An 11,481-nucleotide genomic window follows, 5' to 3' on the forward strand; every position below is an offset into this window, starting at 1 on the left:
CAAAGTGAGCTCCGCTCAATAACCTAGGGTAATATTTTTAGATAAAGCTTGTTGATGATCCGAGTATAACTTGTAATTTAGTGATATATCAGCCTATTTTCAATGAACTTCGGCGACGGCGCCACGATTTCAGGCGTCGAAACTTCAAATGTAGGCCTGATGCTGCTCGAAATGAGGCATCTGACGGGCAGAGGAATAAAGGCAGCCCTATCGTATGTATTATGATTTATTATGACACAGGCCGTACATTTTGCACATTTACGCCGCATCTGAGGCGGAAAAAACACCTTCGTGGGCCGGCCACATCCTATTTGAGGTATCATAGTAGGTCATATTTCGACGCGGCTGAGCCTCCGGGCCCTTTCCCTTGCGTCAAGCGCGGACGAAAACATCGGAAATTGAGGCATTTTCTTGTTCTTGTGTGTCCCTTCGGCCACAATTTCGGACCCGGCTGTCGGGGAGATCGCCGGCGAGGCCGCCTTTCCCACGGCCGCGCAGCGACGCCATGCCGCCAGGGCAGCGGGCCGAACGCCTGGCTGAGTCGGCCGGCGGCGCGGCGCCGGCGCGTCCGCGACCGTCAGCCGACGGTGCTCCGGTACAGATGCCACGTCGCATGGCCAAGCACCGGCATCACGACGATGAGGCCGAGGAGCAGCGGGAGGGAGCCGACCACCAGCGCACAGGCAACGATGAAGCCCCAGGCCAGCATCGGACCCGGATTGGTCCTGGCTACCTCCACCGATGTGCGGACCGCCGTGGCCACCCGGATCCGGCGGTCGAGCAGCATCGGAAACGACACCGCACCGATGGCCAGCACGAGAAGGGCGAACAGGAAGCCGACGCCGATGCCCGTCACCATCATCGCCCAACCGGCTCCGGTGGTGAAGACGTCGGAGACGAACGCCGCGATCGAGACCGGGACGGCCGGCCCGAGCGTCGCGCGGTAGAGCAGCGCCGCCGCGCCGATCCAGGCGGCGAAGATCAGCGCCAGCAGGAGGCTCAGGCCCAGAATGGCGCCGAAGGACGGTGAGCGGCAGACATCGAGCGTATGCGCCCAGGTCACCTCCAGCCCGCGCTCCCGCCGCCGGCTCATCTCGTAGAGGCCGATCGCGGCCACCGGCCCGAGCAGGGCGAAGCCCGAGACGAGCGGAAAGATCAGCGGCAGCATGCCGTTGCCGAGCGCGAGCTGGCCCAGGACAAGGCCGGCGAGCGGATAGATCAGGCCGATGAAGACGACATCGGTGCGATAGGCGCCGAAATCGGCGAAGCCCTTGGCGAGCGCGCGCCCGAGATCGCCGTAGTCGATACGACGCACGACCGGGGAGGCCGTGTCGAAGTCCGCCGCCGGGCGGTGGAGGGTCTGCCCGATGCCGCCGACGCCATGCGCCGTGGTCCGGACCGCGTCGATGCCCCATTCAACAGGATTTCTGATCGTCATGTCCCTACTCCCGAAATGGCTTCGAGAGGCCGCGGCCGCGTGAGGGCGCTCGACTTCAGGGCCAGTCACGACGTAACGCGCCCCATGGACGGTCACTCTACGCTTCCTGTGCGGGAATGTCAGCCGCGAACAAGCAAAGGCAAGCAGAGCCGCGGCTTTCAGCCGGCCATGGACGCGCGAATATTCAGGGGCATGGCGCGGGCGCGGCGGACGGGCTCATCGTCCTGCCCCCCGTGCTTCAGAACAGCCGCATGAAGACGAGGCCGAGCAGGATCAGGAAGGCGGAGACGCCGCGCACCGGCGTCAGCGGTTCCTTGAGGAAGAGCACGGCGATGATGCCGCCGAACAGCACGCTCGTCTCGCGCGTGGCGGCGACCAGCGCGATGGGCGCGACCGTCATCGCCCAGATCACGATCCAGTAGGCGGCCAGCGACATCGCCCCGCCGGCAAAGCCCGGCACGACGAAGCGCAGCGCCGGCCGGATGCCCGACAATCCCTTGCGCCAAAGGCAGATCGCCAGCATGGGATAGGCGTCGACCGCGAACAGGGCCGCCGCATAGGCGTTGGGACCGCCCGCGGCCCGCGCGCCGATGCCGTCGGCGACGGTGTAGAGCGAGATGGTGGCCGCCGTCAGCAAGGCGTAGACGATCGCCGCGCGGCTCGGCACCAGCGCCGAACGCTGGCCCTTCAGCGAAATCAGCAGCACGCCGAGGCCGAGCAGCACGATGCCGATCAGATTGCCGGGGCTGACCGGGTCATGGACGATGAACAGCGAGATCAGCGCCGTCACCAGCGGGGCGGCGCCGCGGGCGATCGGATAGATCTGGCCCATGTCGGCCCGGCGATAGGCTTCGGCGAGGAACAGGTAGTAGCCGAGATGAAGGAAGGTGGAGAGGGCGATCCACGGCCATGCCGCGCCGGCCGGCAGCCCGGTGATCGCCAGGGCCGGCAGGGCGATGATGGCACAGGAGACGCAGATCAGCGTCATCGCCAGGAAGGGGTCGAGCTTGATCTTGACCAGGGCGTTCCAGCCGGCATGCAGGGCGGCTGCGGCCAGCACGGCGAGGAAGACCGTAAGAGGGAGATGCATCGGGCAGGCTTCACGACAATCAGGGTGCGCCCGGCGGGCTGGCGGGGCCGGAGCGCGGGCCGGACGCCCGTCCGCCTGCGCGCAGCCACGTCTAAACCCGAAGCGTCTTCAAGGGCTTCATTGGCATTATGACAGATTGATGTCAAAGACCGATGAGGCGCTGCAGCCGCGCCTTGGCGATATCGGGCGGCGAAGCGTGGCGCGGATCGGCGATTCGCGTTAGATCGCCCCCGCCCTTCCTCGAGCGCGTGCCCATGATCCGCCTTCTCGCCCTCTCCGGGAGCCTTCGGGCCCGGTCCTCCAACGGCGCGCTTCTGGAGGCCGCCGCCCTGCTGGCGCCTGCCGGCATGCGCATCGAGCCGTTCGCGGGCATCGGCGCCCTGCCGCACTTCAACCCCGATCTCGAAGCCGGCGCGCTGCCGGACGCGGTCCGCGCCCTGCGCGAACGGGTCGGCGCCGCGGACGGGTTGCTGATCTCCTGCCCCGAATATGCGCGCGGCATTCCCGGCTCGTTCAAGAACGCGCTCGACTGGCTGGTGGGCGGGCCGGAATTCCCGGGCAAGCCGGTCGCGCTGTTCAACGCCTCGCCGCGCGCTTCCGACGCGCAGACGGCGCTGCGCCTGGTGCTGCGCACGATGTCCGGCCGGGTTGTGGAGGAAGCCTCGCTGACGGTGCCCCTGCTCGCCGCCGGCCTCGACGGGGAGGCGATCGCGGCGCAGGCCGGGATCGCGGCGGCGATCGTTGCCTCCCTCCAGGCCTTCGCCCGGGCGATACCGGCGCCCGAATGACGGGCCCGGATCCGGATTACGCCACGGCGCGCATGGCCTGGGCTTCCGGCACCTCCTCGGTGATCACTTCGAAACGGCCGAGGCTATGCTGGCCGTAGGAATGGATCATCGGGATGTCGGCGGCGTCCCGGCCCCGCGCGAGCAGGATACGGCCGATTCGCGGCTGGTTGTGGCGGGCGTCGAACGTGTACCAGCGGCCGTCGAGATAGGCCTCGAACCACGCGTTGAAATCCATGGGATCGGGATTGAACGGCACGCCAATGTCGCCGAGATAGCCGTTGCAGTAGCGCGCGGGGATATTGAGGCACCGGCAGAGGGTGACGGCGAGGTGGTTGAAATCGCGGCACACGCCGACGCGCTCCTGGAACGCGCCCACGGCGGTGCGGGTGGGGGAGGCCAGGGCGTAATCGAAGCGCAGATGCCCCTGCACGAAATCGCAGATCGCCTGCACCCTGGCCCAGCCGCCTTCGATCCAGCCGAAATTCTGCCAGGCGAAGGCGGCCATCAGATCGGTCTCGCAATAGCGGCTGGCGGTGAGATATTGCAGCGTCTCGTCGGGCAGGTCGGCGACCGGCGTCTGCGGCAGGGTGGGGAACACCGGGTCCGGAAGGCCGCCGTCGCGGATCAGGCCCTCGCGGCGCAGCGATACCGTGCCGCCGTCGAGATCGATGCGACGGCAGAAATTGCCGTGGGCATCGAAGAAGGTGCGGGCCCGGCGGGCCTGGCCATAGGGATAGCTCGTTTCCGAAACGATGTCGCTCCACCGGTCGGGATGGACGTCCATCACTGTGACCAGCGTCGACGGCTGGAAGAAATCGAGATCGATGTTGAAGCCGTAACGGATGAGCATGGGATCCTCGCTGGCGAGCCCGGCAAGGAAGCACATCCCGGCCGCGCATAAGCACGGCTTCGGGCCTGGATGTCTGCAGGAAGCAACGGCCGATCCGCAGCCAAGCAACGCCGCCCGGCCCGCCTTGTTCCCGGCGGCGCGACGGCGAGGGACAGCCATGCGTCCGCAGGCATGCTGCAGGCCGCGAGGAAGGGGCCATTCCCCTCGTTTCGAAAGGCGCGGCGCGCGCCTTTCGCTTCTTGCGCGTTCCGGCAAGCGGGAACGCCGACGGGCCGGCTCGCCGTCAGTAGCGGTAGAGTTCCGGCTTGAACGGGCCGGTCTGCGGCACGCCGATATAGGCGGACTGCTTGTCGCTGAGCCTGGTGAGATGCGCGCCGACCTTGGCGAGATGCAGCGAGGCGACCTTCTCGTCGAGATGCTTGGGCAGGGTATAGACTTCCTTGCCGTACTGGCCCGGATTGGTCCACAGCTCGATCTGCGCCAACGTCTGGTTGGTGAAGGAGGCCGACATCACGAAGGAGGGATGGCCGGTGGCGTTGCCGAGATTCACCAGGCGGCCCTCGGACAGCAGGATGATGCGGTGGCCGTCGGCGAACTGGATCTCGTCGACCTGCGGCTTCACATTGCTCCATTTCAGGTTGCGCAGCGCCGCGACCTGGATCTCGGAATCGAAGTGGCCGATGTTGCAGACGATGGCGCGATCCTTCATGGCGCGCATATGGTCGATGGTGATGACGTCGATATTGCCCGTCGCCGTCACGAAGATATCGGCGCGGGGCGCCGCCTCTTCCATGGTGACGACTTCATAGCCTTCCATCGCCGCCTGCAGGGCGCAGATCGGGTCGACTTCCGAGACCATGACGCGGCAGCCGGCATTGCGCAGCGACGCGGCCGAGCCCTTGCCGACATCGCCGAAGCCGGCGACCATGGCGACCTTGCCGGCCATCATCACGTCAGTGCCGCGGCGGATGCCGTCGACCAGCGATTCCCGGCAGCCATAGAGATTGTCGAACTTCGACTTGGTGACGGAATCGTTGACGTTGATGGCGGGGAACAGCAGCGTGCCCTTCTTCGCCATCTCGTAGAGGCGGTGCACGCCCGTGGTGGTCTCTTCCGTCACGCCGCGGATGGCGAGCGCGTTCTTGGTGTACCAGCCCGGCTGTTCCTTCATCCGCGCCTTGATGGCGGCGAAGACGACTTCCTCTTCCTCATTGGTGGCGCCGTCGAGGAAGGCCGTGTCGCCCTTCTCGGCGCGCAGGCCGAGATGCATCAGCATGGTGGCGTCGCCGCCGTCGTCGAGGATCATGTTCGGCGTGCCGCCATCGGCCCACTCGAAGATCTTGTGGGTGTACTGCCAGTACTCCTCCAGCGTCTCGCCCTTGACGGCGAAGACCGGGGTGCCGGCCGCGGCGATCGCGGCGGCGGCGTGGTCCTGGGTCGAGTAGATGTTGCACGACGCCCAGCGCACATCGGCGCCGAGGGCCGTCAGCGTCTCGATCAGCACTGCGGTCTGGATCGTCATGTGGAGCGAGCCGGCGATGCGGGCGCCCTTCAGCACCTGGGCCGGGCCGTATTCGGCGCGCGTCGCCATCAGGCCGGGCATCTCGGTCTCGGCGATGTCGATTTCCTTACGGCCCCAGGCGGCGAGGCCCATATCCTTGACGATATAATCGTGCGTGCTCATCGGTGCGATCCTGATTCAATGCCCGGGCGTCTAGCACAGGCGGCACGCAACGACAATAAGGATATAAGGATTTCTTTATGTGAGGGGCGATCGGCGATCGCCCCTCCGCGTCCGCGCGCTACTGCCCGACCTCGTTCGGCGTCGGCAGGCGCCCGTTGGGCGTCAGGTTGTGGATGATGTTGGGCAGGTTCTGCGCGAGCTGGTTCAAAAGGTCCTGCTCGTTGATGCCGGCCTTTTGCGCGAGGTCGGAGATCGTCTGCGAACCGAGGACCTGGCCGAGCGTGCCCGGCTGGATCGGCGCGTTCTGGCCATTGCCGATCCAGGAATCGATGACGTTGCCGTGCCCGGCCTGCTGGAAGCGCTCGAGCAGCCCGCCGAGCCCGCCGAGCAGGCCCCCGCCCTGGTCCGCAGCGGACGGCTGCGGGACGGGCGGCGAGGCCGGCGCCGGAGCGGGCGCCGGGGCCGGCGCGCCGTCATTGCCGTGAAGATATTTGGCCAGGAGCAGGGCGCCGGCCGCGATGATCAGCGGCTTGGCCAGGTTGCCGCCCGGGGCGGCCTTGTTGAGCGCATCGTCGAAAAAGCCCATTTGCATCTCCTCGTCTCGCGTCGCAAGTCGCGACCGCCTTGCCCGCTCACTATACTGCATCCCTGCTCCGGCTCATAACGACATCGAGACGACGAAATTCCCGCCGACCTCACCTTGCGTTACGACAGTTCGGACTTGCGAAAAGAATTTACTCGCCTACCATCCGCGCACACAAGCATCCGGAGGCACATCCGGGATAAGGGAGGAACCATCATGTCTTGGATCGCGTGGATCATACTCGGCCTGATCGCCGGCTTCATCGGCAGCAAGATCGTGAACAGGACCGGCGCGGGCGTGCTGATCGACATCGTGATCGGCATCGTCGGCGCGCTCATCGGGGGCTATATCAGCACCAATTTCCTCGGTGGCCCGCCGGTCACCGGCGTCAATTTCACCAGCCTGCTGATCGCGGTCGCCGGCTCGATCATCCTCCTGTTGATCTACAACGCCGTCGCCCGGCGCACCTGACGCCGCGGCTTCGAAATTCGACAAGGCCGGTCTCGCGACCGGCCTTTTTTGTTGCTAAAGCACGCCGACGACCGAACAGAGGAGACGACGCAGGCATGACGGATCCGATCCGCGCCCACCGCAACATTCTCGACGCCGTGTTCAGCGAAGCGGTGGCCGCGGCCCATCCCGCCGGCTGCCTCGTTCCCCATCTGCCGGCCCCGCCGGAGCGGGGACGCCTGATCCTTCTCGCCGCGGGCAAGGCGGCGGGCAGCATGGCCGAGACCGCCGAGGCGCATTATTCCGCGCTCGGCGTCGGCGGCGACCGGATCGAGGGCATCGCCGTCGCCCGCCACGGCTATGGGCGGCCGATGCGCTTCGTCCCGATGATCGAGGCGGGCCATCCGGTGCCGGACGCCGGCAGCGTGGAGGGCGCGCGGCGCGCCCTCGACCTCGCCGCCTCGGCCACGGCGGAGGACCTGGTGCTGGTGCTGCTCTCGGGCGGCGCCTCGGCCAATTGGGTGGCGCCCGCCGGCAGCCTGTCGCTCGACGACAAGCGGGCCATCACCCGGCATCTGCTGCGGTCCGGCGCGGCGATCGGCGAGATCAACGCCATCCGCAAGCACCTGTCGCGCATCAAGGGCGGACGCCTCGCCCGTGCCGCCTTCCCGGCCCGCCTGCTCACCCTCGCCATCTCCGACGTGCCGGGGGACGATCCCTCGGTGATCGGGTCCGGCCCGACCGTGCCCGACCCGGTGACCAATGCCGAGGCGCTCGCCATCGCCGATCGCTACGGGACGCCCCTCGGGGCGGCGAGGTCCCTATTCGCGGACCCGGCCAACGAGACGCCGAAGCCGGGCGACGCCATCTTCGCCAACACCGAGTACCGCATCGTCATGACGCCGGCGATGATGATCGACGCGGCGGCGAAGGCCGTGCGTGCCCGCGGCTATGAGCCGGTGCTCGTCGGCGCCGACGTCGAGGGCGAAGCGCGCGAGGTGGCCGCGACCCAGGCCTCGCTGGCCCGCGAGCTCAAGGCGGCCGGCCGGCGCGCGGCCCTGATCTCCGGGGGCGAATTGACGGTGACCATCGCCGGCCAGGGGCGCGGCGGGCCCAACCAGGAATATGCGCTGGCCCTGGCGCTGGCCCTCAAGGCCGAGAGCGGCATCAGCGCCCTCGCCGCCGACACCGACGGCACCGACGGCGGCGGCGGCCTCGCCACCGATCCGGCCGGGGCGGTCGTCGACGAGACCACGCTGGCCCGCGCCCGGGCGCAGGGCCTCGACGCGGCGGCCTTCCTCGCCGACAATGATTCCACCGGCTTCTTCGAGGCGCTCGGCGACCTCGTCGCCCCCGGCCCGACCTTCACCAACGTCAACGATCTCAGGATCGTGCTGGTGGGGTGAGGCGCATCCGGCCTCGCCCTTCGGCGTCCCCCCAAGGGAGGAACGTGCGCCGCCCTCCTATCGGTGCAGCACGAAGGCCGGATCGTAGGGCACGGTGAATTCGCCGATGTCGGTGATCACGGCGAGCGTGCCGCCGCGGGCCTCGACGTCGGTCACGCGGTCCCAACCGGGGGGAACCGGCATGATGCCGATGGCCTGGCGCAGGTCGACCTCCCCGTTCGCCCCCAGGGCGATCGAGGTCGGGATGCCCTGCGCGCTGAGGGGGTTGGGCGCGATCGACGCCTTGTGGCCGTTGAGCGAATAGGTGCGCGCCTCCTCGAGGCCGAGCACGCCGCGGTGGCGGCTGTTCCAGGGCGCGTAGTAGCGCCCGCCATTGCTCATCCACAGCAACGTCGCCGGGAAGTCGGCGGGCCGCTTCAGGCTGAGCACGAGGTCGCGCTCGTGGTGGCGCAGGGCCGCCGCCCAGGCGAGCCTGTCCTCCGGCTTCTCGACCATCATCACGAAATCCTCGTGATTGCGGTCGAACGGATAGCAGGTGAGGTTGGCGGTGCCGCCATCGGCACGCGGCGCGTGCTTGAGGTCGGTGAAGCGGGCGGGATAGGCGAGCAGCGAATGGCCCCTGGCGGCGTCGGGCTCCAGCGCTTCGGCCGGCGTCTCGGCGAAGAGCTTGGGCGAGAAGCTGAGATGGCCGCCCTGCGGCAGCGACACCATCATGTGCAGCCCCACCGAGACGGCGCCCTCGCCTCCCGAGAAGAGATGCCGCTGATAGAGGAAGGGATGGCCGTCGCGGAGCGTGAATTCCTTGGTGACGGTGGCGCCCATCACCGTTCGCCCCAGCTCGAAGCGGGCCACGCTGCCGCCGGCGACGGCCTCGGTGCCGAGATGACGCCAGGGCGAATTGGCCGGCCAGCCATGGGACGGCGAGCCGTCGATGTCGCTCGGCCCGAAGGGGGCGCAGAGAAAGTCGCCGGACAGGCGCGCCAGATGCGCGGGCGTGTCCGACGCATGCGAATCGCCGATCCAGGGCGCCGTATGCAGCGGCGCGATCCGCTGTTCCCCGCGGTCGACCTCGAGCGCCCTGATATGCCCGACGGCGAGATCGAGGGTCACGCTTATGCCGTCGGCCTGCAGCGTCACGAAGTCTGCGCCGGTAGTCATGGATCGAATCCTCCTGGGTCATCGGCCGATCCCCGGTTTTCGGCCATGCTGCCGGCATGCCCGGAGAAGGCGGGTGAAAACAAGGAGATGGACCGTCTTTACCGCCAGTATGGACCAAACCGACGCCGACGCAACGGGGTCGGAACGTCGCGAGGCAGGCTGTGTCAAAATGCCGGCATCGATACCGGAAGGATCATCTTCACCCCGCGGCGGCCTCGTCCTCGCGGGGCGTCATCCCTCGCCACTGCTGCCCGCATTGGCTGCCCCGGCGACAAAATCCTTCGCTTCCGCCATCAATGCGCGCCAATCCGGCTCATGCCCACGCAGCGACAGCCATTCCTTCATCAGCCGGCCATGGCCGGGATCGAAGCGGTCTCCCAGCCCCTGCGCCACAAGCGAATCGACACGGGCTCTCGGGAGCTTCACCACGAGGCGGCCGCGCGTCACCATGGCGAAGATCTTGCCGCGGACCTTCAGCCCCCAGGCGGAGAACAGCTTGCCCCGGCTGACCTCGGGGTCGGCCAGGAAGGCCCCGGCGATTGCGGCGAGGCGCCCTTCGGCATCCGGCGCCATGGCGATGCTCACGGCCAGCCGAACAGGGAGGGCTGGTCGTCCGGCAGCGCCCCCTCGATCCGCAGCATGCGGCGCTTGGTCTCGACGCCGCCATGGGCGGAAAAGCCGCCGGACTTGCCGCCGGCCGCCATCACGCGGTGGCAAGGCATGACGATGGTGAAGGGGTTCTGGCCCATGGCCTGCCCGACGGCGCGCGCGAGCAGGGGGTCGCCGAGCCTGGCGGCGATTTCGCCATAGGTCATGGTCGAGCCCGGCGGAATGGCCCGCGCGATCGCATAGACCCGCCGGTTGAAGGCCGGCACGGCCTCCATGTCGAGCTCGATCCAGGAGAGGTCCGCCGGCTCGCCGCGGAGCAGGGCCTGCATCGCCTCGATGGCGCGCCGCACCGGCGGCGGCGGCTCGGCCTCCACGGCTCCGGGGACGAGGCGCTGCATCCGCGCCCGCAGCGCCTTTTCATCGCTGGAAGGCAGCTGCACGCTGAGGAGGCCCTTGGCACCCCAGGCCAGGGCGCAGGTGCCGATCGCGGTATCGAAAAGGGCGAAATGGGGCGGCGTGATCATTGCTTCTCCCCCGCTGTCGAGGTGGCCTGCGGCCCGACCACGCACATTATGCCGCCGCGCAGGGCCGCGGGCAAGGCTGCCCCATGCGCCGAGACAGGAGGAAGAGGAAGAGGCGCAATCTGTCATAGCCGGGCTTGTCCCGGCTACCCGGACTTCGCCGGAACGAGGGCAAGCGGCCCGGCTGGATTGCCGGACGAGCCCGGCAATGACAAATCCTGAACCGTCCCGGGCCGAAATCGTCTTATCCCGGCATATGGGGCAAGGCTGCGGCGACCGGCCGTCGCCCGCTACTGGATCTTGGCGAAGGACGCCGCGAAGTCGCCGAGCGGCAGCGGCACAGCGATATCGGCGTGCTGCAGGTTCTGGAAGATGACCTTGAGCTGCTGGCCGTGCTTGAGCTGGTCGAGCAGGCCCGCGGTGACCGGCGCGCCGGCGAAACAGCCCGAGGCGTCGCAGGTCTGCAGGGCGAGGCCGACCGGCTCGGCGGCGTCGACCTGCAGCTTCACCCCGGCGGGCAGATAGAGGCCGAGCGGCAGGTGGACCAGCATGACCGGCGAACGCGTATCGCTGGGAACCCTGATGGTGATGCCGACGACGAGCTGCCCGGTGCCGTTCATGACGGCGCTCTCCTCGACCGCGCATTCGAGCGGCCCCTGGCGCGCAGCCGCCGAGCAGCGGGCGGCCCAGCCCGGGGCATTCGCCGGCCGGGGTGCGGCGGCCGGCGCGGCAGCGGCGTCGTCCGCCTTGTGCTGCGCCTCCGCGGCCGGCTTCGGCGCGGGCTTCTTGGCCGGCGCCGTGGCTGCCCCGCCGCTGCCGATGCCGGCCATGCCCGCCAGGGCGATCCCGACGGCGATGCCGGCGAGACGCCGCATCCTTCTTGCTTCCAGTCCAGTCATGCGTT

Annotated in this window: 12 protein-coding genes; 3 read left to right on the forward strand and 9 right to left on the reverse strand. The window is 68.2% G+C overall.

Going from position 1 to position 11,481, the window contains the following annotated elements; all coding sequences use genetic code 11:
• Positions 1 to 577: 577 nt before the first annotated feature.
• Both J3R73_RS26110 and J3R73_RS26115 read right to left on the reverse strand, forming a co-directional pair.
• Positions 578 to 1,438 carry a DUF2189 domain-containing protein gene (locus J3R73_RS26110; RefSeq protein WP_307434155.1) on the reverse strand — a complete coding sequence of 287 codons (861 nt, stop codon included), beginning with the start codon at positions 1,436 to 1,438 and terminating at the stop codon, positions 578 to 580.
• A gap of 238 nt (positions 1,439 to 1,676) precedes the next feature.
• Positions 1,677 to 2,528 carry an EamA family transporter gene (locus J3R73_RS26115; protein ID WP_307434157.1) on the reverse strand — a complete coding sequence of 284 codons (852 nt, stop codon included), beginning with the start codon at positions 2,526 to 2,528 and terminating at the stop codon, positions 1,677 to 1,679.
• Between the two features lie 254 nt (positions 2,529 to 2,782).
• On the opposite strand from J3R73_RS26115, the gene J3R73_RS26120 reads away from it, so the two are divergent.
• Entirely contained in the window at positions 2,783 to 3,316 is a 534-nt protein-coding gene (locus tag J3R73_RS26120; protein WP_307434159.1) for an NADPH-dependent FMN reductase, read from the forward strand.
• Between the two features lie 16 nt (positions 3,317 to 3,332).
• On the opposite strand, the gene J3R73_RS26125 is transcribed toward J3R73_RS26120, so the two are convergent.
• The 3 genes from J3R73_RS26125 to J3R73_RS26135 form a co-directional block, all read right to left on the reverse strand.
• Positions 3,333 to 4,166, reverse strand: coding sequence for a transglutaminase-like domain-containing protein (locus tag J3R73_RS26125; RefSeq protein ID WP_307434161.1), 834 nt, complete (start codon positions 4,164 to 4,166; stop codon positions 3,333 to 3,335).
• Between the two features lie 283 nt (positions 4,167 to 4,449).
• Positions 4,450 to 5,850: an adenosylhomocysteinase gene (ahcY, locus tag J3R73_RS26130; protein WP_307434163.1), complete on the reverse strand. Its 1,401-nt coding sequence runs from the start codon at positions 5,848 to 5,850 to the stop codon at positions 4,450 to 4,452.
• 118 nt (positions 5,851 to 5,968) lie between these two features.
• Positions 5,969 to 6,436: a YidB family protein gene (locus J3R73_RS26135; protein ID WP_307434165.1), complete on the reverse strand. Its 468-nt coding sequence runs from the start codon at positions 6,434 to 6,436 to the stop codon at positions 5,969 to 5,971.
• 213 nt (positions 6,437 to 6,649) lie between these two features.
• On the opposite strand from J3R73_RS26135, the gene J3R73_RS26140 reads away from it, so the two are divergent.
• Complete coding sequence (locus tag J3R73_RS26140) at positions 6,650 to 6,904, forward strand: GlsB/YeaQ/YmgE family stress response membrane protein (protein WP_307434167.1); 255 nt, start codon at positions 6,650 to 6,652, stop codon at positions 6,902 to 6,904.
• A 95-nt stretch (positions 6,905 to 6,999) separates the two neighbouring features.
• Positions 7,000 to 8,289, forward strand: a complete 1,290-nt coding sequence (locus J3R73_RS26145; RefSeq protein WP_307434169.1) for a glycerate kinase type-2 family protein — start codon at positions 7,000 to 7,002, stop codon at positions 8,287 to 8,289.
• 57 nt (positions 8,290 to 8,346) lie between these two features.
• Here J3R73_RS26145 and J3R73_RS26150 read toward each other — a convergent pair whose 3' ends face one another.
• The 4 genes from J3R73_RS26150 to J3R73_RS26165 all read right to left on the reverse strand — a co-directional run bounded on the left by J3R73_RS26150 (position 8,347) and on the right by J3R73_RS26165 (position 11,476).
• On the reverse strand, positions 8,347 to 9,447 hold the full coding sequence (locus tag J3R73_RS26150; protein WP_307434171.1) for a hypothetical protein: 1,101 nt from the start codon (positions 9,445 to 9,447) through the stop codon (positions 8,347 to 8,349).
• 231 nt (positions 9,448 to 9,678) lie between these two features.
• Positions 9,679 to 10,032 carry a hypothetical protein gene (locus J3R73_RS26155; protein ID WP_307434173.1) on the reverse strand — a complete coding sequence of 118 codons (354 nt, stop codon included), beginning with the start codon at positions 10,030 to 10,032 and terminating at the stop codon, positions 9,679 to 9,681.
• Positions 10,029 to 10,580 carry a methylated-DNA--[protein]-cysteine S-methyltransferase gene (locus J3R73_RS26160; protein WP_307434175.1) on the reverse strand — a complete coding sequence of 184 codons (552 nt, stop codon included), beginning with the start codon at positions 10,578 to 10,580 and terminating at the stop codon, positions 10,029 to 10,031. Before J3R73_RS26160 ends, J3R73_RS26155 begins: the two co-directional genes overlap by 4 nt.
• 287 nt (positions 10,581 to 10,867) lie before the next feature.
• Positions 10,868 to 11,476: an invasion associated locus B family protein gene (locus tag J3R73_RS26165; RefSeq protein ID WP_307434176.1), complete on the reverse strand. Its 609-nt coding sequence runs from the start codon at positions 11,474 to 11,476 to the stop codon at positions 10,868 to 10,870.
• Between the last annotated feature and the right edge of the window lie 5 nt (positions 11,477 to 11,481).

Source organism: Labrys monachus (assembly GCF_030814655.1).
Lineage (GTDB): Bacteria > Pseudomonadota > Alphaproteobacteria > Rhizobiales > Labraceae > Labrys > Labrys monacha.